At 62.1% G+C, this 23,651-nt stretch carries 17 protein-coding genes and 1 tRNA gene; 7 read left to right on the top strand and 11 right to left on the bottom strand.

Annotated elements, in window-relative coordinates:
* Positions 1–26 precede the first annotated feature (26 nt).
* From ACQY7R_RS12565 to ACQY7R_RS12555, 3 genes are all read left to right on the top strand, one after another.
* Positions 27–1,529, top strand: a complete 1,503-nt coding sequence (locus tag ACQY7R_RS12565; RefSeq protein WP_428305940.1) for a Gfo/Idh/MocA family protein — start codon at positions 27–29, stop codon at positions 1,527–1,529.
* Positions 1,530–1,797: 268 nt separating this feature from the next.
* Positions 1,798–3,180: a POT family MFS transporter gene (locus ACQY7R_RS12560; protein WP_428305939.1), complete on the top strand. Its 1,383-nt coding sequence runs from the start codon at positions 1,798–1,800 to the stop codon at positions 3,178–3,180.
* Between the two features lie 36 nt (positions 3,181–3,216).
* Entirely contained in the window at positions 3,217–4,653 is a 1,437-nt protein-coding gene (locus ACQY7R_RS12555) for an aldehyde dehydrogenase family protein (RefSeq protein ID WP_428305938.1), read from the top strand.
* Between the two features lie 6 nt (positions 4,654–4,659).
* Here the strand turns inward: ACQY7R_RS12555 and ACQY7R_RS12550 are convergent, their stop codons facing one another.
* Entirely contained in the window at positions 4,660–5,016 is a 357-nt protein-coding gene (locus ACQY7R_RS12550) for a hypothetical protein (RefSeq protein ID WP_428305937.1), read from the bottom strand.
* Positions 5,017–5,146: 130 nt separating this feature from the next.
* Between ACQY7R_RS12550 and ACQY7R_RS12545 the strand changes: the two genes are divergently transcribed.
* Entirely contained in the window at positions 5,147–5,716 is a 570-nt protein-coding gene (locus ACQY7R_RS12545; RefSeq protein ID WP_428305936.1) for a response regulator transcription factor, read from the top strand.
* Between the two features lie 11 nt (positions 5,717–5,727).
* On the opposite strand, the gene ACQY7R_RS12540 is transcribed toward ACQY7R_RS12545, so the two are convergent.
* Positions 5,728–5,799, bottom strand: a tRNA-Gln gene (locus tag ACQY7R_RS12540).
* Between the two features lie 179 nt (positions 5,800–5,978).
* Between ACQY7R_RS12540 and ACQY7R_RS12535 the strand changes: the two genes are divergently transcribed.
* Positions 5,979–7,664: a SpoIIE family protein phosphatase gene (locus ACQY7R_RS12535; RefSeq protein WP_428305935.1), complete on the top strand. Its 1,686-nt coding sequence runs from the start codon at positions 5,979–5,981 to the stop codon at positions 7,662–7,664.
* A 138-nt stretch (positions 7,665–7,802) separates the two neighbouring features.
* Here ACQY7R_RS12535 and ACQY7R_RS12530 read toward each other — a convergent pair whose 3' ends face one another.
* The 7 genes from ACQY7R_RS12530 to ubiE all read right to left on the bottom strand — a co-directional run bounded on the left by ACQY7R_RS12530 (position 7,803) and on the right by ubiE (position 15,666).
* On the bottom strand, positions 7,803–8,033 hold the full coding sequence (locus ACQY7R_RS12530; RefSeq protein ID WP_152100361.1) for a BON domain-containing protein: 231 nt from the start codon (positions 8,031–8,033) through the stop codon (positions 7,803–7,805).
* Between the two features lie 395 nt (positions 8,034–8,428).
* The gene (gene serA / locus ACQY7R_RS12525; protein ID WP_428305934.1) at positions 8,429–10,060 is read right to left on the bottom strand and encodes a phosphoglycerate dehydrogenase; all 1,632 of its coding nucleotides are present in this window, start codon (positions 10,058–10,060) and stop codon (positions 8,429–8,431) included.
* A 117-nt stretch (positions 10,061–10,177) separates the two neighbouring features.
* Entirely contained in the window at positions 10,178–11,272 is a 1,095-nt protein-coding gene (gene serC, locus ACQY7R_RS12520; RefSeq protein WP_428305933.1) for a 3-phosphoserine/phosphohydroxythreonine transaminase, read from the bottom strand.
* Positions 11,273–11,639: 367 nt separating this feature from the next.
* Positions 11,640–12,776 carry an aminofutalosine synthase MqnE gene (gene mqnE / locus ACQY7R_RS12515; protein WP_428305932.1) on the bottom strand — a complete coding sequence of 379 codons (1,137 nt, stop codon included), beginning with the start codon at positions 12,774–12,776 and terminating at the stop codon, positions 11,640–11,642.
* A 108-nt stretch (positions 12,777–12,884) separates the two neighbouring features.
* Positions 12,885–13,925, bottom strand: a complete 1,041-nt coding sequence (locus ACQY7R_RS12510; RefSeq protein ID WP_428305931.1) for a UbiA-like polyprenyltransferase — start codon at positions 13,923–13,925, stop codon at positions 12,885–12,887.
* Positions 13,926–14,090: 165 nt separating this feature from the next.
* Complete coding sequence (locus tag ACQY7R_RS12505) at positions 14,091–14,792, bottom strand: UbiX family flavin prenyltransferase (protein ID WP_428305930.1); 702 nt, start codon at positions 14,790–14,792, stop codon at positions 14,091–14,093.
* Between the two features lie 160 nt (positions 14,793–14,952).
* A complete protein-coding gene (gene ubiE, locus ACQY7R_RS12500; RefSeq protein WP_152100355.1) occupies positions 14,953–15,666 on the bottom strand; it encodes a bifunctional demethylmenaquinone methyltransferase/2-methoxy-6-polyprenyl-1,4-benzoquinol methylase UbiE in 714 nt (237 codons plus the stop codon).
* Between the two features lie 159 nt (positions 15,667–15,825).
* Here ubiE and ACQY7R_RS12495 point away from each other — a divergent pair, with 159 nt between their 5' ends.
* Together ACQY7R_RS12495 and ACQY7R_RS12490 are read left to right on the top strand one after the other, a co-directional pair.
* Entirely contained in the window at positions 15,826–16,590 is a 765-nt protein-coding gene (locus ACQY7R_RS12495) for a 2-phosphosulfolactate phosphatase (RefSeq protein WP_428305929.1), read from the top strand.
* A 212-nt stretch (positions 16,591–16,802) separates the two neighbouring features.
* Entirely contained in the window at positions 16,803–18,425 is a 1,623-nt protein-coding gene (locus ACQY7R_RS12490; protein WP_428308897.1) for a glycine--tRNA ligase, read from the top strand.
* A 51-nt stretch (positions 18,426–18,476) separates the two neighbouring features.
* Here ACQY7R_RS12490 and ACQY7R_RS12485 read toward each other — a convergent pair whose 3' ends face one another.
* Positions 18,477–19,796 carry a 3-deoxy-D-manno-octulosonic acid transferase gene (locus ACQY7R_RS12485; RefSeq protein WP_428305928.1) on the bottom strand — a complete coding sequence of 440 codons (1,320 nt, stop codon included), beginning with the start codon at positions 19,794–19,796 and terminating at the stop codon, positions 18,477–18,479.
* A 49-nt stretch (positions 19,797–19,845) separates the two neighbouring features.
* Positions 19,846–23,535, bottom strand: coding sequence for a preprotein translocase subunit SecA (gene secA, locus ACQY7R_RS12480; RefSeq protein WP_428305927.1), 3,690 nt, complete (start codon positions 23,533–23,535; stop codon positions 19,846–19,848).
* Positions 23,536–23,651 lie beyond the last annotated feature (116 nt).

Genomic DNA, 23,651 nt, shown 5'->3' with positions numbered 1-23,651 from the left:
GGCCACTCGACAGGAGTTCGACGACCATGCAACGGCGGCAATTCATTGGAACCGCGATCGGAGCTGCAGCTGCGGCGGGAATGGTGTGGAGCAGCCGCGCCTCGGCCGCCAGCGACGTCGCCGACATCCGCGTCGCGCAAATCGGCTTCCGCGGCCAAGGCTCGGGGCACATCAACAACCTTGGCAAGCATGTGGTCGCCCTGTGCGACGTCGACGCCGACGTGCTTAATAATAAGGCCGCCGAACTCAAAGAGAAGCACAATCAAACCGTCGATAAATTCTCCGACTACCGCAAGCTGCTCGAGCGCAAAGACATCGACGCCGTTTCGATCGCCACGCCGAATCACACCCACGCCCTTATCGCGATCGCTGCGGCCCAAGCCGGCAAGGACGTGTACGTCGAGAAGCCTGTCTCGAACAACATTTGGGAAGGCCGACAATTGGCGGCGGCCGCGCGGCGGTTCGACCGCGTCATTCAATGCGGCACGCAGTCGCGGTCGAGCCCGAGCCTGAAAGAAGCCGTCGCCTGGGTGCAAAAAGGCGAACTCGGCCCGATCAAGTATGCCCTCGGCACCTGCTACAAGGGGCGCCCCTCGATCGGCAAAAGCGAAACCGCGTTCAAGTTCCCGTCGACGATCGATCGTGATCTCTGGATTGGCCCCGCCGCCGACGTGGCGTTCTATCGGCCGGAAAAGAATTCGCAGGGGGGCAAGAACCCGCACTACGATTGGCACTGGGATTTCAACACCGGCGCCGGCGACCTCGGCAACCAGGGGATCCACCAGATGGATATCGCCCGCTGGTTCCTCGGCGAAGCAGGCCTCGCGCCGCGGGTCTTCAGCGTTGGCGGCCGCGTTGGCTACGACGACGCCGGCAACACGCCCAACACGCAAATCGTGTGGCAAGGATATGAGAAGGCGCCGCTGCTGTTCGAAGTCCGCGGCCTGCCGCGAGCAAAGCAGTTCCAAGCGAAGGGTTGGGGCGACAACATGGACCGTTTCCGAGGTTCAGGCGTCGGCGTCGTCGTGCAGTGTGAGAACGGCTACGTCGTCATTCCCAGCTACTCCGACGCGATTGCCTTCGACAACAAGGGTGAGAAAGTGAAGGAGTGGCACGGCGGCAGCGGCCATCACGACAATTGGCTGGAAGCCGTCGCCGCTCACGATGCGAAAAAGCTGAATGCCGAGGTACTCGAAGGGCACCTGTCGAGCGCGCTCTGCCATACAGGCAACGTTTCCTATCGCCTCGGGGCGAAAACGCCAACGCGCGAGATTGCCGACCAGCTTGCCGCCAACGAGTTGCTCTCCAACTCGTTCGAACGGATGCTCGGCCACCTGCGGGCGAATGACGTCGACGTCGATGGCGACGCCGTCCTCACGATGGGCGAGTGGCTCACCCTCGACCCGGAATCGGAAAAGTTCGTCGACAACGACAAGGCCAACGAACTGCGGACGCGCGTCTATCGCAAGCCGTTCGTCGTGCCCGACGTGGAGAGCGAACTGGCGTCGCAATCGGCTGCCGCGAGCTGAGCCAAGGGGGTCGGGAGCCTTTTGCCACTGGAGGGTTTGCCTTCGGTGGAACATCGCTAGTGGCAAAAGGCTCCCGACCCCGTCATGCGTACCACGCAATATCATCATGCGGCGTACTAAAGCCCTCGGTCGACGACCGGGGGCTACTTTTTTGCATCGCCGCCAATCGAAATGCGAGCGCCCGCCTCGAACCAAGGCTGCGATCGCATCGCACATGCGGTAGACTGGCGACGCGGCCCGTCCCCTGCCCTCCACCGCGAATCACGCCATGTCGAACTCCGCCTACCGTACGACGCCCCAGCAGATCGAAACGATGCCCCCCGGCATTGGCTACATCATCGGTAACGAGGCGGCGGAGCGATTTAGTTACTACGGCATGGGTGCCGTGCTCTATCAGTTTCTCACGGAGTACCTGCGTGATTCCTCGGGCGCCATGGCGCCGATGACTGCCGAGATGGCGAAGGCTTGGCAGCACTATTTCTACGCGGCCGTTTACGCGTTGCCGCTGTTGGGCGCCATTCTGAGCGATTGGTGGCTCGGCAAGTACAAAACCATTGTGCTGATCTCGCTGCTGTACTGCGTCGGGCACGGCGTGCTCGCGCTGGTCGAGGTTCCCGGGCTGACCGGCTTCGAACCGAAGTGGCTCATTGCCGCTGGGCTCGTCTTGCTCGCCATCGGAGCGGGCGGCATCAAGCCGTGCGTCTCGGCTCACGTCGGCGATCAGTTCGGCGAGCGCAATAAGCACCTCATCAACAAAGTCTTCGGCTGGTTTTACTTTTCGATCAACGCGGGTGCCGTGGTTTCGACGCTGCTCTGTCCCTGGCTGCTAAAGCACTACGGGCCCGGATGGGCGTTCGGCATTCCCGGCATCATTATGGCGGTCGCGACGTTCGTATTTTGGCTGGGCCGATATAAGTACGTTCACATTCCGGCCGGCGGCGCGAAGTTCGTGCAAGAGACATTCAGCGGCGAGGGCCTGCGAGCCGTCGCGAATTTGATTCCGTTGTATCTCTTCATCTTTCCGTTCTTCATGCTGTTCGACCAAACCCACACGGCTTGGGTCGAGCAAGCCAAAAGCATGAACGGCAACTTTGGCCTCTTCACGATGTTGCCGGCACAACTGCAGGCGGTGAACCCGTTCCTGATCCTCTGCTTTATCCCCCTCTTCGCCTACGTGCTCTATCCGCTGATGGGGCGCTGGTTTGAGCCGACTCCACTACGTAAGATCGGCATCGGCCTGTTCCTGACGGCGCTGTCGTTCGTGATCATTGCCCTTGCCGAACAGCGGATTGTCGACGGCGAGCGGCCCCACATGCTGTGGCAGATCATCGCGTATGTCGTCATCACCGCCGGCGAGGTGATGGTGTCGGTCACTGCGTTGGAGTTCTCGTACACGCAAGCCCCCAAGAAAATGAAGTCGCTCATCATGGGCGTCTATTTGCTGGTCGCCATCGCGCTCGGTAATATCCTCACCGCGAAGGTGAACGAATACATCGACGCGCAGAAGAAAGTCGGCGCCACCATCCTCGACGGCGCCAACTATTACTGGTTCTTTGCCGCCGTAATGCTCGTCTCGGCAGTGATCTACGTCATCTGGTCGCAGTTCTACCGTGGCCGCGTCTATATTCAGGGCGATGAAGGCGTCGCGTAGTCAGCGACAATCAGCGGTCCACGGAGGCGATCAACGATGCAGCTTCAAACCAAGTACCCTTATTACCTCGCGAATAAGCCGGAGCAGCCGAACGCCGACTTGGAAGTGATCGACAAGTTCACCGGCCAAGTCGCCACGCGCGTCGCCCAAGCCGATGCGAAGGCGATCGATTGCGGCATAGCCGCCGCCGTCGCCGCTGCGGAGCCGATGGCCCGCTTCGCCCCCTACGAACGCCGCGCCGTGCTTGAGCACTGCGTGAAACGTTTTCGCGAGCGCCAAGACGAACTCGCTTATTCTCTTTGCGTCGAAGCGGGCAAACCAATCCGCGACAGCCGCGGCGAGGTCGCGCGGCTCATCGACACGTTCGATTACGCCGCCGCCGAGGCGCTCCGCTTCGGCGGCGAGGTCCTCAACCTCGAAATCTCCGCTCGCGCCCGTGGTTACGCTGGCATGACGAAGCGCGTGCCGATCGGCGCCTGCTCGTTCATCTCGCCGTTTAACTTCCCGCTGAACCTCGCGGCGCACAAAATCGCCCCCGCCATCGCCGCCGGTTGCCCCTTTGTGCTGAAGCCAGCGAGCCGCACGCCAATCGGGGCGTTGCTTATTGGCGAGATACTGGCCGAAACCGATCTGCCGCCTGGCGCCTTTTCGATCCTCCCCTGCCACCGCGACGGCGCCGATCTCTTTACCACCGACGAACGCTTGAAGCTGCTCAGCTTCACCGGCTCCCCGTCGGTCGGTTGGGATCTGAAGGCCCGCGCCGGCAAGAAGAAGGTGATCCTCGAACTCGGCGGCAACGCCGCCTGCATCGTCGATGGCGACGCCGACGTCGCCGATGCCGTGAGTCGGCTGATCACCGGAGCCTTCTACCAATCGGGGCAAAGTTGCATCTCGGTGCAACGGATTTTGGTGCATGACGCCATTTACGACGAGCTGCGCGAGCGACTCGTCACGGCGACCAAGTCGCTCAAGATGGGCGATCCGAAACTCGAAGAAACTTTCATCGGCCCGATGATCGCCGAGAGCGAAGCCAAGCGACTCGACGAGTGGATTCAAGCCTCGGTGAAGGCGGGCGCCAAACTCCTCTGCGGCGGCAAACGCGAGGGAGCCATGCTGCAGGCGACGCTCCTCGAAAACGTGCCGCGCGATCAGCCCCTTTGTGCGAAGGAGGCGTTCGGCCCCGTCGCAATCCTCGACCGCTTCAGCGACTTCGACGCTGCCCTCGACGAAGTGAACGACAGCGTCTTCGGTCTGCAGGCTGGCCTCTTCACCCGCGACATCTACAAAATCCAGCGGGCGTGGGATCGTCTCGAAGTCGGCGGCGTCGTCATCGGCGACGTGCCGAGCTGGCGCGTCGACAACATGCCCTACGGCGGCGTGAAGGACAGCGGCCTCGGCCGCGAGGGCGTTCGCTATGCGATGGAAGACATGACCGAACCGCGGCTGCTGGTCATTCGCACGCCGCAGAACTAATCGATGTTAGTCGCCGGAATTCGCGCGGTGGATGGTCGTCAGAAGCAGTTCGCTACTGCAAGGCTTGCTCAGGATGGCGAACGCCCCCGACTCGCGCCACGCCGGCTCAACGGACTCGGTGGCGAGGACGATCACCTGCAATCGCGGGGCGCATTCGCGTATCGCAGCGATCATCGCCGGGTCGTCGATCGCTCCGCCTGTCAGATTGACGACGACGCATCCCTTTTGTCGTCCGGGCAGCAGCGATAAGAACTCTGCGAAGGACGCAAAACATTTCGGTTCGTATCCGCCCGCGACTAGGACCGTCCGCAGACGCTCCAGCGAGTCGATGTTCTCGCTGAGCACAAATAGGGGTGACTTCATTCGGGGCGAAACAGCGGCGATGCTGCGATCTGGTCGTGAGGCGTTAGAATCAAGATGACCGCTGCGGCGAACCGTATGTTCCGTTGAATCTGAAGCAGATTCGGCGCGATCGTTTGGGAGATGCACACAAGTGAATCAAGAGAACCCATTGCAGCGGACTTCGTCATCGCAACTGACGCCATCGAACGACCTGCTCGTGGCGCCTGGCGCGATGATCAGCGATAAATTTGTGCTGCTATGCGACTGGCAAGGTCGCGCGGTTTGGGGCAGCATGCCGTTCGATCAATTGCGAATCGGCGAGTACGCTTGGGAGCATCTCGCTCCCGAGTACCGTGAGCCGGCGAAGACCGCGATCGCGCGAGCATCGTCATTGCGCGAAAGCCAGACGCTCGAACTCGCCAACATGGCAGGCCGGCGATTCCGCGTGTGGGTCTGGCCGCTTCTGCGACCCGACGTGGCCGTGTGCGTTCTAGCCGTGCGCATCCCGGCGAACTTGGAACTACTCACCGAGCGCGAACAAGAGTGCCTCGAATGGCTCGGAATGGGGCACTCGACGCAGACGATCGCCGACCAATTAGAGATTGGCCTCACGACGGTGCACACGCACTTACGCCGCTGCCGAGAGAAGTTAGGGTTGGACACCCACGAGGCGTTGATCGCCTTCGCCGCCAAACACTGCCCGCCGACGGACGGGCGCTAGAGAGGCGGAAGCTGGGGCGTAAGGACTCGAACCTTAAATGACAGAGTCAGAATCTGTAGTGTTACCAATTACACTACGCCCCAAGACGCTGCTGCGAAGCCTTCAACGGTAGGTTGCCAGGCAACGGTGGTCAAGGGCGAATGGGGGGACTATTTGGGGAGGCATCGCCCCCGCCGCTTGTTGACGCCCGCCGCGCAGGCCCCCTAAAATCGAGCGGAACCCCGCAAGACCGCGGGAAAAACCGCATTGGAACCACCGCGCCATGGCCACGCTCACGATCATCCAAGGCGGAGAAGTCGGCAAGCAGTTCGAAATCTCCAACCGCGAGTCGGTCATTGGCCGCAGTCCTGAGTGCGATTTTGTGCTCGACGTCGCCGCCGTCAGCCGCCGCCATGCGGCCGTCCTCCGCGACAAAGACCTCTACTTCATCCAAGACAATGGCAGTCGCAATGGCACAATCGTCAACGGCCATGCCATCGACGGCCAGGCCCAGTTGCGCGACGGCGACCAGATTCTGATCTGCGACGTACTCATGCAGTTCCACCATGTGGCGCCGCGGAGCCTGCTGGGCGGCGGAGCGATCGAGGGTTCGTCGCTGCTCTCACCGATCGACGCCGCCGAACTGATGGACGATGGCGACGCTTCGGAGATCGTGGCCACGTTCGACGTCGGCCGCGAGGCGAAGGCCACGTGGCAAGTTTCGGCGAAGCCCGAACAGCAGCTGATGGCGATGATCGAAATCTCGAACAACCTTAGCAACACGCTCGAGGTGAAAGAGATCCTGCCGAAGATCCTCGACAGCTTATTCAAGATTTTCGTCCAAGCCGATCGCGGCTTCATCATCATGCGGCCCAAGCCGGGCGGCCCGCTGGTGCCGGTGGCGACGAAGGCCCGCCGCGACAGTGACGAAGAGACCCGCCCCAGCCGCACGATCGTCGAACGGGCGATGAACGAGAAGAAGGCGATCCTCTCGGCCGACGCCGCCTCCGACGCGCGGTTCAACATGGCGCAAAGCATCGCCGACTTCCACATTCGCTCGCTGATTTGCGCTCCGATGGTCGATTCCAACGGCGAGTCGATCGGCGTCGTGCAGCTCGATACCCGCGACCAGCGAAGCCGGTTTACCGATCTCGACCTGCAGGTGTTGGTCGGCGTTGCCAGCCAAGCGGCTCACGCCCTCGACAACGCAAAGCTCCACGAACAAGTCGTTCAACAACAAGCGCTCCACCGCGACCTGCAAGTCGCCCGCGAAATGCAGACCGCCTTGCTGCCGAAGGCGGCCCCCGACGTCGGCGGGTACCACTTCTTCCAGCACTACCAAGCAGCCTACGAAGTCGGCGGCGACTACTACGACTACATCCAGTTGCCGGAAGATCGCTTCGCCGCGGTCGTGGGCGACGTCGCCGGCAAGGGCGTCTCAGCGGCGATCCTCATGGCGAAGCTTTCGAGCGACGTTCGATTCTGGCTCGCCCGCGAACCTGATCCCGCGAAGGCCCTCGCCAAGATCAACTCCGCCTTCTCGCAGCATGGCTGGGATGATCGCTTCGTGACGATGGTCGTCGCCGTGGTCGACCCGCAGGCGTGCGAGCTGACGCTGGTTAACGCCGGCCACATGCCGCCGCTACTACGTACCGGCGAGGGCGAAGTGCTCGAAATCGGCGGCGACGAAGCCGGCCTCCCGCTGGGCGTGGCTGACGACTACGAGTACGAGTCGTACAAACGCGAATTCCTCGCCGGCGACTTCCTGACAATCTTCACCGACGGCTTCAGCGAGGCGATGAACTCGAAACGCGAACTCTACGGAATGGAGCGGCTAACTGCCCTCTGCGCCGACAAAACGGTGAAGCCGCGCGACCTCGGCCCCTGCATTCTCGACAGCGTGCGGAAGTTCGCCGGCGACTTCCCGCAGAGCGACGACATGTGCCTTGTCTGCTTCGGTCGGGAATGAACCCGCTCGCCAAACGAAACTAGCCGGATCGCCACGCGGTCCGGGACGGCGGCGCCATCCCGGAAGGCGTGGCCTTCCGGCTAGAACGATTCGTCTATTTTGAGAACGTGGTTTAGCGGCGAAATGATCGCCGGCCGTTTACCACTGCACTTGCAGGCAATTCTCGATGCGTTGCACGCCGTCGACGCGGCGGATTAGTTCCTGAGCCATCTGCTTGTGGAAAAACGACCGCACGGCGCCCGACAGGCGGACGACGCCTTCGCTCGCTTCAACGGTCATTTCATGCCCAGAAACATAGGGGCTGCGGCGGAGAGCGCCATGGACTTCGTCGATCAATTCGCGGCGCGGCGGCGCAAGCACGGCTTCCATGTTCTGATTCCTAGTTTCGGGCGAAAGACTTGGCGGGATAGCTTCAGGAGGGAACGCCCGAGCGGGGCCGAGAGGCTACTGGCTGGGGCGTTATGAGGAAATATCGGTTGCGATTCGCCGCCGATTTCAGAAGAGCTCGTCCGTTAAGCGAGGAAATATCCGAAAGAGTTGCGGGTTGTGCCGTTTTTGCCGGAAACACGCTAGCACTGCACGCTAAATATGCAGTGGTTGGCCGCCGCCGGTAAGATTTTCACCCCACGGCGCAGGTACGCGGCGCCGCCGCGGGTATGCGGAGGGATGAGGCCGACTTCGCGGGTCGAGGCGCAAAAAAAGAGGGCGAAGATTCCGTTCGGAAGCCTCGCCCTCTTAAGTTCGTAGCAATCCGCGTCTGCGAATTAGCCCTGCAGCCAAGCCGGCAACTCGCCCGCGCTCGGCAGGTGGATCACCTTCGCACTGCCAATGGCCGGCAGCTTGCGAACGGCCTCGAGCGCCGCGGCCGGCGGTTCGCAATCGAGGTTGAGGATGCCGACCGCCTCCCCGCCGGGGACGTCCCCAGCCCGGCCGACGGCCATCTGGCCGATGTTGACGTTGTGCCCGCCGAACGCCATGCCGACGCCGCCGATGATCCCCGGCACGTCTTTGTGGGTGAAAACGAGCAAGCAGCCATCGAGATAGGCTTCCAGGCGATAGCCGTCGAGCGACACGAGCCGCGGCATCGATTGGCCGAACACGGTGCCGGTCGCCTTATGCTTCTGGCCGTCGGCGCCTTCGATTTCGAAGCTCATCGCGCTGCGGAAGGCGCCCATGTCGGTGCGGGCTTCGCTGCTCAGCTTGATGCCCCGCTCTTCGAGCAGCAGGCTCGCGTTGACGAGGTTCACGTCGTCGGCCATCGCCCCTTGGAGCAACCCGGCCGAGAAGGCCGCGGTGAGGACCTTCGTATCGCGGGCGGCGATCTCGCCACGGTAGGTCAGCTTGCACGACTTAAGGCCGCTCGGGATCAGCCCGGCGGCGAGCTTGCCGAGGCGGAACGCGACGTCGAGGTAGCCGCGAAGCTGCTCGAGCATCTTCGCATCGAGCGAGGCGATGTTCACGGCGTTCTTGATCTGTCCGGTCGATAGGAAGTCGGTCAGCAGCTGAACTGCTTCGACCGCGACTTGCGTTTGGGCTTCTTCGGTGCTCGCCCCAAGGTGCGGCGTGCAGAGGACGCCCGGCATGCCGAACAGCGGGCTGTTGGTGCAGGGCTCTTCGGCGTAAACGTCGAGGGCGACGCCACCGATCTTGCCCGACTTCAACCCTTCAACCAGCGCCGCTTCATTGTAGATGCCGCCGCGGGCCGCGTTGATCAGCCGCACGCCCGGCTTCAGGCGATCGAGCTGCGGGATGTCGATCAGATTACGGGTCTCTTCCGTGAGCGGAGTGTGGACCGAGAGGTAATCGACGTGCGGCAGCATGTCGTCGACCTTCTCGTACCATTCGATGCCGAGCTCCTTCGCCTTTTCCTTCGACATGAAGGGGTCGTACCCGAGCACTCGCATCTCAAGAGCTTGCGCTCGCTTCACCACCGCGAGGCCGATGCGGCCAAGGCCGACGACGCCGAGCGTCTTGCCGGCGACCTGGGCGCCCATGTACTTCGCGCGATCCCAGCGACCTTCGATCAACCCCTGGTACGCCGGGGCGACGTTCCGCGACAGGGCGAGCATCAGCGTCACCGCATGCTCGGCCGTGCTGAGCGTGTTGCCAGCCGGGGTGTTCATCACGACGACGCCGGCCCGCGTGGCGGCGGCGCTGTTAATGTTGTCGGTGCCGACGCCGGCCCGCACGATCGCCTTCAGTTTTCGATTCCCCTCGAGCGACTCGGGGGTGATCTTCACGCCGCTGCGACAGATGGCGCCGTCGAATTCCGCGAGGGCGTTGCGGAGGTCGTCCCCCTTCAGGCCGGTGCGAACTTCGTAAGTGATGCCGGGCGCGGCGTCCAGCAGATCGAGACCTTCTTGCGAGAGCGTGTCGAGAACGATGACCGAGGGCATGATGTTATCGCGTGATGAAAGTTGTAGATGGAGTGTGATCAACAGCGAGCCGCGGGGTTTATCCCCGCGGGACGTGCAATACCGCAGGGACAAGCCCCGCGGCTCGCGGGAAGAACGCTACTTCGCGTTTTTCTCCTTGAACTCCACCATAAAGTCGCGGAGCTTTTCGACGCCGGCCACCGGCATCGCGTTGTAAATCGAGGCCCGAATGCCGCCGACGCTGCGGTGGCCCTTCAGGTCGGTGAGGCTGAGCTTCTTCGCTTCACCCACGAACTGATCCGTCAGCTCATCGCTCGGCAAGCGGAAGGTAACGTTCATCAGCGAACGATCTTCCTTCTGGGCATGGCCGGCATAGAAACCGTTCGACGCATCAAGCACGTCGTACAGCAGCTTCGCCTTATCTTGATTCCGCTTGTACATCGCGTCGAGACCGCCGACGTCGTTCAGCAGCCAATCCGTCACGAGCTTCAGCACGTAGATGCCAAACGTCGGCGGCGTGTTCCACATCGAACCGTTGTCGGCGTGGATCTGGTAGTTAAGGTAACCCGGCATGTTCGGATCGCTCTTCTTCAGCAGATCCTTGCGGATGATCACCACCGTCACGCCCGACGGGCCGGCGTTCTTCTGGGCACATGCGTAAATGAGACCGTACTTGCTCACGTCGAGCGGCTTGTACAGAAACTCGCTCGACGAGTCGCACACCAACGGCACGTCGCCGACTTCCGGCTCGCTCTGGAACTGCACGCCTTGAATCGTTTCGTTCGACGTGTAGTGAACGTACGCGGCTTGCGGGTTGAGCTTCAGGTCGCCCTTCTTCGGCAGACGATCGTAGTTCGTCGACTTGCCGTCCCACGCGACGCTCGTCTCGCCTTCCTTCTTCGCTTCCTTGAGCGCGTCGTTGCCCCACGAGCCGGTGAGGATGTAGTCGGCCGACTGCCCTTCGCCGAGCAGGTTCATCGGGATCATCGAGAACTGCAACCGGCTGCCGCCTTGCAGGAACAACACGGCGTAGTCGTCTGAGATCGAGAGCAGCTTGCGCAGGTTGGCTTCAGCCGCCTCGGCGATGGCGACGAACGTGCCGCTGCGGTGGCTGATCTCGAGGATTGAGGCGCCGACGCCTGGCAGGGCGAGCATGTCGCGTTGAATTGATTCGAGAACAGGGACCGGCATTGCGGCGGGACCGGCCGAGAAATTGTAGACCCGTTGGGTCATGGCGAATCCTTCGTGGGAGTTTCTACTTAGGGTCGCTTCACTGCAGATGACTGCCGGAGGCTCTGGATGACGAGCGACAACCGGCAAAGTGAAAACGAGTATTTTAGCCCTGCCAGCGCAAGTTGGCGATGGGGTGGCTGGGTGAAGAATGGCAGGCTTTTTCGCCTGCAGTAAGTGAAGATTATCGATTCGTAAGCGGAGGAACCGCAACCTTTGCGATATCTTTCTAGTCCCCTCCCCTTGAGGGGGAGGGTTAGGGAGGGGTGGCAGCGGCTGGTACCAGGTTCATCCCCCCTCCCCAGCCCTCCCCTCCAGGGGGAGGGGGCCAGAGAGAACACGGGAGGAGTTCGTGGCCCCTGATCAACGGCTACTTCGCCGCAGCAATCGCCTCGCCCGTCCGCCAAGTATTCCCTTCGCGTTCCACCCGATGATAGAGCGTATCCCGCTCAATAGGTTCGCGGCCCGCCTCTTCGATCAGCTGGCGGATTTGCTCGACGGTGAGAATCTCCGGCGTCTCGGCGCCGGCGTCGTGATAAATGAGCTCGTGCCGCACGGTGCCGTCGATGTCGTCGGCGCCGTAGGCGAGCGCACACTGGGCCGTGCCGATGCCGAGCATGATCCAGTACGCCTTCATGTGGGCGATGTTGTCGAGCATCAGCCGGCTCACCGCCATCGTCCGCAGGTCCATCAGGGCGTTTGGCTTCTTGATGTGCGACAGCCCCGTGTTGTCGGGATGGAACGCCAGCGGAATGAATGTCTGGAACCCGCCCGTCTCGTCCTGCAGTTCGCGGAGGCGAATCAGGTGGTCGATCCGGTGATACGCCTGCTCGATGTGGCCGTAGAGCATTGTGCAGTTCGAGCGGAGCCCCAACTGGTGCGCGTTGCGGTGCGTCTCGAACCAGCGCGACGAATCGGCTTTGTGTTCGCAGATCTTGTTGCGAACTTCCGGATGGAAGATTTCGGCGCCGCCGCCGGGCAGGCTGCCGACGCCCGCGTCGATCATGTCTTCCAGCACGGCGCGAATCGGCTTCTTCGTCTGCCGTGAGAACCAGTCGATTTCGACCGGCGTCCAAGCCTTCAAATGCAACTCAGGAAAGCTTTCGTGCAGCGTGCTGATGACGCCGCGATACCACTCGTACTTCGCCTGATGATGCAACCCGCCGACGATGTGGAGCTCGGTGCAGCCGTTGTCGACCGCCTCCTGCCCGCGGGCCCGCACCTGCTCCTCGTCCATCAAATAACCCTTGGCCGAACGGAGGTCGGCCCGGAACGCGCAGAACGTGCAGCGGTAGACGCAAACGTTCGTGGGGTTCAAGTGGGTGTTGATGTTGTAGTAGCCGGCGTTGCCGTTCTTGCGCTCGCGTACGAGATTGGCCAACTCGCCGACTTCCGGCAAAGGCGCAGCGTCGCTGTAGAGCGTGAGCCCATCGTCAAACGACAACCGCTCGCCGGCTTCGACTTTTTCGCGAATCGACTGCAACACCGGTGACGACGTTCGAAGCATGTTCTTGCCGGACCTATGAAGGTCTCTCGCAGAGGCGCGGAGGCGCAGAGGTGTTCAATGTTCTTCCTCTGCGTCTCTGCGTCTCTGCGCGAGCTTTATTCTTTTCTGTTAGGAGAGGACTAAATCTACCGTTCCGACTACCAGCAGCCCCAGGCTGATGATGGCGTTCACGTTGAAGAACGCCGTGTTCACCCGGGCGAGGTCGTCGGGCCGTACCAAGGCGTGTTCGTACACCAGCAGCGCGGCCACCGAGGCGACTCCCGCCCACCATAGACCACCAAACGGCGGGTAGATTAACGGCAGCAGCGCCAACAACGCTATTGTCACGAAATGGCAGCCGGCCGCCAGCCGGAGGGCCCCGGCCACCCCCAGCCGCACCGGAATACTATGCAGCTTCGCCTCCCGGTCGTAGGCGAAATCTTGGCAGGCGTAGATGATGTCGAACCCCGCCACCCACGCCGCCACGGCCGCCCCCAGGACAATTGCCGGCAGCAAATCGGCCGGATGCCGGGCGACCGTCTCCCCCCGAATGGCGATCCAGGCCGCGATCGGCGACATCGCTAGGGCCACCCCCAGCCAAAAATGTGCCAGCGAAGTAAACCGCTTGGCATAGCTGTACCCGCACAAAAACGCGAGCACCGGCACGGCGAGATAGAGCGGCAACCTATTTGGCAGGAACAGCAGCGTGCTCGCCACGAACCCCGCGCTGCACGCGATAGCAAAGAACGTCACCTGGCCCGCGCTCAGTAGCCCCGCGGGAATATGCCGTCCAGCCGTCCGCGGATTGAGGGCGTCAAGCTTCCGATCGACCAACCGATTAAACGCCATCGCCGCGCTGCGGGCGAAGACCATGCAGAGCAAGATGCCGACGAGTTCCTGCCAGCGGATTTGGAACTTCGACGATCCGGGCCAATCGAATGGAATGATTTGGAACCCCAGAATGTTGAGGTACGGGTCGTGGATGAAGGTTTGCGTCGAACCGGCGCCAATCGAGTAGGTTTTGAGATTGTACGGATCGAACGCTGGCGCGGGATTTTCAATCGCCTGCATCCGCCAAGCCATCAGCGCCGCCAATAGCGCAAACGGCAACGCAAACAGCGTATGGCTGAACCGAATGAGCGAAAGAAAATGGCGGATCGTTTGGAGCATGCGTTACTGTCAGAAGAAATCTCTCGCAGAGGCGCGGAGGCGCAGAGAAAGTCGCTGAGACAATGCCAGCTTGGGCGTCGACAAGCGTGAGCTTTCTGAATCAACTCTCCTGTCTTCCCTCCGCGTCTCTGCGTCTCTGCGAGAGCTCCCTCTTCTAAAATTTGATTACTTATCCGCGCCCCAGCGGTTGATGAGGGCGTTGTCGATGCCAAGTTGGTCGCAGATCCGCGCCACCATAAAGTCGACCAGATCCCGCAGCGTGTTCACCCCGTGGTACCACCCGGGCGACGCCGGCATCACCACGGCCCCTGCCTCGGTCGACTTCCGCAGGTTGTCGATATGCGGCAGCGACAGCGGCGTCTCGCGGGTCACAAGGATCAGCTTCCGCCGCTCCTTCAAATGAACCTCCGCCGCCCGCTGGATGAGGTTGCCGGACGACGCATGAGCCACGGCGCTGAGCGTCGCCCCCGAACATGGCGTGACCACCATCCCCTGCGTAAGGAACGAGCCGCTCGCAATCGGCGAGTTGAAATTCTGATAGTGGTGGTAGTGCAACTGCCCCACCCGCCCCGCGTCGACCGAGAGAACGTTGCTGTCCGCCGTGCCGATGCCGGCGCTCGCCTGCAGCATGCGGATCTTGCTGTCGGAGGCGTTCGTGACGTCTTCCAGCATCAGGTCGGCCGGCTGAAAGTCGTTGAGATCGACCCGCAGGTCCATCTCTTCGTGAATCACCTGCGCCCCCGACGGACTGATCGACAGATGAACGTCGTATCCCGTCGCGAGCAGCACTTCGATCAACCGCAGCGAGTAAACCGCCCCGCTGCCGCCGGTAACGCCGATGCAGATGTTTTTCGGTTTGCTGGCCATGGTATTTCAGTGGGCAGTGGGCAGTGGGCAGTGGGCAGTAAGTATTTTCAGCCCCCGGCTTCGCCGGGGGGGTAGCCTCACGCAAGAGATCTTTGGCTTATTGACAGTCGAATAGCGAGAGGCAAACTGCCCACTACCGACCGCCCACTGCCCACTCTTCCTACGGCTTCTTCCCAACATAAAGCGTCGCCACCCCCAGTGTAAGCGGCCGATAGCTTACCTCCGTCAGCCCTACCCGCCGCATCCGCTCGGCCAGGGCCTCTCCCTGGGGAAACTCGCCGACGCTCTCCGGCAGGTAGCTGTAGGCGCTCTCCGCATTCCGGGCGAGCATCTGCCCAATCCGCGGCAACACGTTGCGGAAATACCAGCTGTAGATTCCCTTGAACGGCTGCCACTCGGGCGAGGAAAACTCGAGCACCGCCACATGCCCGCCGGGCGAGCAGACGCGAGTCATCTCGGCGAGCCCCGCATCGGTGTCGGCAACGTTCCGCAGCCCGAACGCCACGGTGACGATGTTGAACCGGTCGCTCGGGAACGGCAGCGACTGCGTGTCAGCTTCGATAAACGTCAGCCGATCGCCAGCTCGCGCCTTCATTCCCTTTTGATGGCCGATGGCGAGCATCTCGTGGCAGAAGTCGGCGCCGACGATCTCCGCTTCGCCCTTGGTCGCCTTATGGTAGGCCAGTGCTAGGTCGCCGGTCCCAGTGCAGACGTCGAGAATCCGATCGCCGCTCTTCGGCGCCACCGTCCGCACCGTCCGCCACCGCCAGTAGCGGTCGATGTTCAGCGACAGCAGGTGGTTCAAAAAGTCGTACTTGCCGGCGATCTCGCCAAACATCCGACGAACGCGCGGGCCAGATTTGTCGACGGTCATATGGGGCAGGAATCTGGGGTGTGCTCTTGAGACCGACGAATGGACCGCGCATTAACACGGGGAAGCGGTGGGGAGATCGCCAGTATCGCAGTAGAATGTCCCCCTCGCTAGCCGCTCGCGGCTTCGCGTATCCCGCTCCCCTGCCCTGCAGATTCACCGATGCCCAAGCTCCACGTTCACTTCCTCCCCGCCCACGTCCCGGCTGAAGACTTGGCCGGCAGCGTCGTGATCGTCATCGACCTGCTGCGGGCCTCGTCGACGATCTGCCAGGCCCTCGCGTCGGGGGCGACCTGCGTGATGCCATTCCTCGAAATCGACGACGCCCGCCGCGCCGCCGAGCAATTTGACCGCGCTGCCATCGTCCTCGGCGGCGAACGCCATGGCCGGATCATCGACGGCTTCGACCTCGGCAACTCGCCGCTGGAGTACAGCCCTGTCGCCGTGGCTGGCCGGCCGCTGCTGTTCACCACCACCAACGGCACGCGAGCCCTCCACCACGCCCGACTCGCCCGCCGCACGCTCGTCGGCTGTGCCCTGAACCGCCAGGCGATCGCCGACGCCGTGGCCGCCGAGCCGTGGGTCGACATCCTGTGCGCCGGCACTGACGGTGCCATCACCGGCGAAGACATCCTCGCCGCCGGCGCGATCGCCGACGCCCTCGTGGGCCCCGCGAACGCCGCAGGCTGGGAGCTGAATGCCGAGGCCCAGAGCGCCCTCGACCAATGGCGATCTCTCCTCGCCCTCGCCGCCGCGACCGGCCGCACGCCCTCCGACCAATTCGCCGTCGCGATGGAACAAACTCCCGGCGGCAGCAACCTCCTCGCCATCGGCCACGGCATCGACCTCCCCGCCTGCGCGGAACTCGACATCCTGCCGATCGTCCCCGAACTCAACCACGCCACCGGCGAAATCCGCCCGGCGTAGACGGCCCGCGGAATGCGCAGCTAGAATTGTCGGCTTTCCCGATAAAAGTCTCTCGCAGAGGCGCGGAGACGCAGAGGGGAGCCGCGAACTTGCGATTCGCCGGCCGCCTCCTGCTTAGAAGATTTCTCCGTATTTCCTCCGCGGTCTCTGCGCCTCTGCGAGAGATCCGCCTTTGCATTTAAGAAGAATCAGAATCGAGTCTCGCGATGGACATGGACAAGCTCGTCTCGCTCTGCAAACGCCGCGGATTTCTCTTTCAATCGAGCGAAATCTACGGCGGCCTCAACGGCTTTTGGGACTACGGCCCCCTCGGCGTTGAGCTGAAGCGAAACATTAAGGAAGCGTGGTGGCAGGACATGGTCCGCGGCCACGACGAGCTTGGCGTCCCCGCCGGCGCCCCCGAGGCCTACGAAATGACCGGCCTCGATTGCACGATCATCATGCACCCGCAGGTATGGAAGGTCTCCGGCCATTACGACCTCTTCTGCGACATGATGGTCGACTGCAAGGAGACGAAGAAACGTTACCGCTTCGACCAACTCCGCGGCCGCTGGGTCACGGCGAAGGGCAAGCGGATTTTCGTCACCACGCTCGCTGAGGCGGAGCAAGAAGCCGAGGATCTCGAGAAACGCGCGTTGAAGGCATTCAACCTCCGCGGCAAAGATGCCGAAAGCCTCGAGTGGGAAGGCGCCTCGATGTCGCTCGACAAGGTCGAGGAACTCGCCAGCGTTTTCGCCCCCGAAGCGAAGGAAGTCGGCACGCTCACCGAGCCGCGCGAATTCAACCTGATGTTCAAGACCATCGTCGGCGCGATGGGCACCGAAGAAGACGCCGCGTTCCTCCGCCCCGAGACGGCCCAAGGCATCTTCGTCAACTTCAAGAACGTCCTCGACAGCACCCGCGTCAAGGTTCCGTTCGGCATCGCCCAGATCGGCAAAAGCTTCCGCAACGAAATCACGCCGCGGAATTTCACCTTCCGCAGCCGCGAGTTCGAGCAGATGGAAATCGAGTTCTTCTGCAACCCAAAGGATTCTCGTAAGTGGTACGAGTACTGGCGCGACCGCCGCATGAAGTGGTACACCGACCTCGGCCTCGCCGGCGAACGGCTGATCATGCGCGAACATGCCGCCGATGAACTGAGCCACTACTCAGTCGGCACCGCCGACATCGAATACGCCTTCCCCTTCCTGCCCGCCGGCGAGTATGGCGAGCTTGAGGGCATTGCCCACCGCGGCGATTTCGACCTTCGCAGCCACATGGAAGGCAAGCTCGTGAAGAACGCCGAGGGCTGTCTCGAAGTCGAGATGATCCCCGTCGAAGGCAAGCCTGACAAGATGCGCCCGAAGCACCGCGGCAGCGGCCGCGATCTCACCTATCGCGACGAAGTGACGAACGAAAAGTTCGTCCCGCACGTGATCGAGCCATCCAGCGGCGCCGACCGTGCGACCCTCGCCTTCCTCTGCGAGGCCTATTACGAGGATCAACAGCCCGACGAAAACGGCGAGCTGCAAACCCGCGTCGTGATGCGGTTCCACCCGCGGATCGCTCCGATTAAGGCCGCCGTCTTCCCGCTCGTGAAGAAAGACGGCATGCCCGAGATCGCCCAGGAGATCTACCGCCAGCTAAAGGCGAAGTTCTCGGCGTTCTACGACGAAAAGGGCGCCGTCGGCCGCCGCTATCGCCGCCAAGACGAAGCGGGCACGCCGTACTGCATCACCGTCGACGGCCAAACGCTGACCGACAACACCGTCACGATCCGCGACCGCGACACGCTCGAGCAGTGGCGCGTGAAGGTGGATGAGGTGGTTGAAGAGATCTCAAAGCGGGTGATGTAAGCGAGCGGAAACCCTCGCTTACAGCGAGGGAAGTTGCCGTTAGCTTGTAGCCTAAGCAGCGCTGCGCGCTTTAGGCGATGCTTGCGCATCTTCTAGCTTGCACAGCAGTTCCACTGTCCGCCGCGTGGCGCCCTGCTGGCTGAGCACCAGCCGCTGGGCCCGTTTGCCCAGGGCGAGCGCCGCAGGCGGCGATTCGATGGCGTTCGCGACAAACGTAGCCAATTCCGCCTCGCTGTGGACGACTTCAGCCCCCTCAGCGGCGAGGAGTTGGGCCACGATGTCGCGGAAGTTCCAGGTGTTCGGGCCGAAGCAGGTCGCCACGCCGTAAGCGGCCGGTTCGAGCATGTTCTGCCCGCCGCGGCTGCCGAAGCTGCCGCCAACGAAGCCGACCGCGGCCGTGCCCCACCAGGCGCCCAATTCGCCAATCGTATCGACGAGCAGTACCCGCCACTGTTGCCCGCTATTCGGGTACAAGTGACTCCGCCGGATCCACTCAACGCCGCTCGCACTGAGCAGTGCGGCGACTTCATCAAATCGCTGCGGGTGACGCGGAACCAAGATCAGCCGCAGCCCGGGGTGAGCCGGCGCGAGTTGCTTGAAAATATCGAGGGCGTACTGTTCCTCAGGATCCTGCGTGCTCCCGGCGAGGAACACCGTGTGGCTCGCGTTGAGACCAGCGAGCTGTTGTAGGGCGACGGTCTTCGCGTTGTCGCGGCTCGTTTGGGCGCCGTCGAACTTCAGCGAACCGGTCGAGTGGACAGTCTCGCGACGGGCGCCAAGTTGCCGAAACCGCTCAGCCGTCTCTTCGTTCTGGGCGGCGATCAGATCGAGACGTTCCAAGCTGGGAGCGACGAGCGCCCGAATGCGGCGGTAGCCACGGAAGCTCTTATCGCTGAGCCGGCCGTTAATGATCGCCACCCGGGCGCCATGGCGTTTGGCGGCCGCGACGAGGTTGGGCCAGAGCTCAAGCTCCGCGAGCACTAGCAGCGTGGGCCGAACGCGACGCATTGCCGCCGCGGTCGACCAAGTGAAATCCAGTGGGCAGTAGAAGACCGTGTGAGCGGCGTACTTCTTGCACGCCAGGTCGTAGCCAGTTTTGGTGGTCGTCGAGACGACGATTTCCCAATCGGGCCGATGACTTGTGAACTCGGCGATGGTCGTCGCCAGCAGATTCACCTCGCCGACGCTCACGGCGTGGAGCCACGCGCAGGGACGCTCACCGGTACGGAGCGGGGCTCGCCCCAGGAACTTGCAGCCAAACCCCTCGCGGTGCTTACCGTGCCGCACCGCCGACCAGATGATCCACGGCGATGCGACGGCGAACAGCAGCAAATAAAGGGCGTTGAGCGCCCAACCGGCGAGTCGCGACATGGGAATCCTTTCCCGACCGTTGCTCAATCAAGTTTTCGCAGCCAGCAAACTAGTTCGCACCGTGGCAATTCTTGTACTTCTTCCCGCTGCCGCAGGGGCACGGCGCGTTGCGGGGCGTTTTGTCATCCATGTTGCGGATCGGCTCGAGTTTCTCAGCCGATTGCGAACCGTCGATCGCGGATTGCTGATCGGGATCCATCATTGGCGTCGCGGCTGGTGCGTCTTCCTTAATCGCCTTTGGCTCGACCCAAGTGCTGCCGACGAAGTTTTCGTCGAGCTGCTCCATTTTGAAGACGAGGTCGGTTACATAATTGGCGATCGACTTCCACATTGTCTCGAAGAGCCGCATGCCCTCACGCTTGTACTCGACCTTCGGGTCGATCTGAGCATAACCGCGGAGCCCGACGCTTGAACGCAGGTGATCCATCGTCAGTAGATGTTCTTTCCACGCCTGATCGAGAATCTGCAGCAGCAGCGTCCGCTCAAGGCGACGCATCTCAGGGCGATAGCGATCTTCGACGAGCTGCGAGACGCGGCGGCGCGCTTCGGCGTGATCGAGCTTCGCGAGCTCGTCCTGCGTCAGGTCGCAGTGGCACGATTCGCGCAACCATGTCGTCAAGTCGGTCAGCTTGCCGTTGTTGCCCGTGGCTTGGCCGAGCGTCACTTTGGCGCCAGCGTCGCTGAAGAGGGCGTCGACCTTCTTCTGGGCTTCGGCGGCGACCTTCGTCGCCAGCACATTGTTCTCACGACTATGAACGAGCAACACCTCGCGGATTTCGTCGCGTTGCTTGTTCTTCAGGTCTTCGAGCGAGAGTTCAACGCCAAAACGGCGCTTCGCCCACTCGACGAGATCTTCGCGCTGAAAGCCTTGCTGCTGCCCGGCGGCACGGCCGGAGAAGCGGTAGAGGCCGGCGAGCACGGGGAACTCTGACTCACGCTCTGCATAGGCGGCAGCGGCGCGATCGAGCGCCAGCTTGCGGAACTCACGGGCGTCGAGCTTGCTCATCTCGGCGGGTGCGAGCTCAATGCCGAATTTTTCGTGAAGCCACGCACAGGCGGTCTTTACGCCGAAGTCGGGCTCAAGATAGCGAGCACAGCTGCTGAGATCGACCTTATCGATCGCTTTATGGGCGTCTTCAATAAGTTGCTCATCGAGCTTGTCACGGCCGATCTTCTTCAGGTCGCGATCGCGATAGTTCGTACCCCAACGGGTATTCGACCAGTGGGCCAATGCCACCCAGTTCCAGTCTTGTTCGTCTTCCGATTCCTCGGGCAGATTCTCTTCGATGGCGTCGAGAACTTGCGACTCCGCCTTGCGGGTCGCTTCATCGAGGGCGACGCGCGACGCGTCCTCGAAGCTAGAGTTACGGTAGTCGCGGGGTTGGAGCTCGACGGTAAGCATATTGCCCGCGGCGGCGGCGAACGACTCGGCGCCGTAATCAGCGTCAAGGAAGGTCGTCATTGCCGAGTCGACCTGCTCGTTGATCATTGTCATGATCAGGTCGCGGCTGTTGTCGCCGTCGAGAATCCGCTGGCGATAGCCGTAAACGCGCTTGCGCTGCTCGTCCATCACCTCGTCGTATTCGAGGAGGTTCTTGCGAATTTCGAAGTTGCGTTCTTCGACCTTCTTCTGGGCGCCTTCGATGCGACGTGAAACCATCCGGCTCTCGATCGCTTCGCCTTCCTTCATGCCCAGACGGGTGAGGACGTTCTTCACCCACTCGCCGGCGAAGATCCGCATCAGGTCGTCTTCGAGCGAGAGGTAGAACCGGCTGCTGCCGGGATCGCCTTGACGACCGCAACGGCCGCGAAGCTGAAGGTCGATGCGGCGCGACTCATGGCGCTCGGTGCCAATGATGTGCAGGCCGCCCAGCGTTTTGACGACCTGCCCTTGTTCCTTCATCTTCTCGCGGCGTTCGATCGACGTGACGAGTTGCTCCCACTCTTCGTGGGGGACTTCGAGTCGCGTCGGGTACTTGTCTTGCAGTTGAGCCCAAGCCATCGTGTCGGCATTGCCGCCGAGGATGATGTCGGTACCGCGGCCGGCCATGTTCGTCGCGATGGTCACGGCGCCGAGCCGACCTGCCTGCGCGACGATTTCGGCTTCGCGCTTGTGGTGCTTCGCGTTGAGAACCTCGTGCTTGACGCCGCGCTTGTTCAGCAGGCTCGACAGCCGTTCGCTCTTCTCGATCGACACGGTGCCGACAAGGATTGGGCGGCCGGGCGCCTGGATCGAGGCAATGCGATCGCGAGAGATCGTTTCGATCTTGCGCGTCTCATCGAGTTCGAGCGTCACGGCGCCTTGGTCTTCACTCTTCAGCTTGCCGATGAAGAATTCGCCGTTCTTCAGCTGGACAGTCGTGTGGCGGTTGAGCCGTTCGATCTCTTCGGCGAGCGCGACGAACTTTTCCTTCTCGGTGCGGTAAATGACGTCGGCGTGTTCGATCCGCTGCATACCGCGGTTCGTGGGGACGCCGATAACGTCGAGGTGGTAGATCTTCCAGAATTCACCCGCTTCCGTGAGCGCGGTGCCGGTCATGCCGGAGACCTTCTTGTAGAGCTTGAAGAAGTTCTGCAGCGTGATCGTGGCGAGCGTTTGGTTCTCGGCTTTGACCTGGACGCCTTCTTTCGCTTCGACGGCTTGGTGGAGGCCATCGCTCCACTGGCGGCCTTCCATCAGACGGCCGGTGAACTCGTCGACGATGACTACCTTGCCGTCCTGGACGACGTAGTTCACGTCGCGCTTGTAGAGGAAGTGAGCCTTCAGCGCGTTGTCGATGAGATGCGGCCACTGCATATTGCCGGCCGTGTAGAAGCTCTCGACTCCGGCGAGCTTTTCCGCCTCGCGGACGCCGGCGTCGGTCAGGTGAACGCTATGTTCCTTTTCTTTCGCCTCGAAGTGAAGTTCCGCCTTTAATTGGCGGGCAATCTTGTCGGCCTTGGCGTACTTGGTGACGTCGTCGTGGGCCGGGCCGGAGATGATCAGCGGCGTTCGGGCTTCGTCGATGAGAATATTGTCGACTTCGTCGACGATCGCGAAGTTAAGAACGCCTTGCGCTTGCTGATCGCGCTTGGGGAACTTATCGTCGTCGCGGGCGGCGACCCGCATATTATCGCGGAGGTAGTCGAAGCCGAACTCGTTGTTCGTGCCGTAGGTGATGTCGCAGGCATAGGAGACTTGGCGTTCACCCGACTCCATGCCGCCTTGGATGTTACCGACGGTGAGGCCAAGGCCCGTGTACAGCGGCGCCATCCACTCCATATCGCGGCGGGCGAGGTAGTCGTTCACCGTGACGACGTGAACGCCCTTGCCGCTGATGGCGTTGAGGTACGCCGGCAGAGTCGCGACGAGCGTCTTACCTTCGCCGGTGACCATTTCGGCGATGTTCCCCTCGTGGAGAATCATGCCGCCGATGAGCTGCACGTCGTAGTGGCGCATGCCGAGGAAGCGGCGGCCCCCTTCACGACAAACGGCGAAAGCTTCGACCAGCAAGTCGTCGAGCGATTCGCCCGAGTCGAGGCGGCGGCGGAACTCTGCGGTTTGATTTCGCAGTTGCTCGTCCGCCATGCCTTGGTACTTAGTTTCGAGCGCATTGATCGCATCGACCTTCGGCTGCAGCCGACGGAGGACACGTGCATTGGCCGAGCCAAACAAGGCGGTAATGCCACGCTCAAAACGGCCAAGGATGCCGTTAAAAAAGCCAGCGACGATTTCCCAAATACGTTCCAGAACTTCCATCGTCTACTCTATACGCTCGAAATGGCTTGGGCGGTGCGGCAACCTTGGCGGCCGAGGACGTCGAGTGGCTTTCCACGGCGAAGGGGGTCGGTAAATCCAACGCACCTCTTCGCAAC

The organism is Lacipirellula sp. (assembly GCF_965279485.1).
Lineage (GTDB): Bacteria > Planctomycetota > Planctomycetia > Pirellulales > Lacipirellulaceae > Lacipirellula.
Note: the sequence above shows the minus strand (reverse complement) of the source record. Positions and strands in the feature narration are given on the sequence as shown.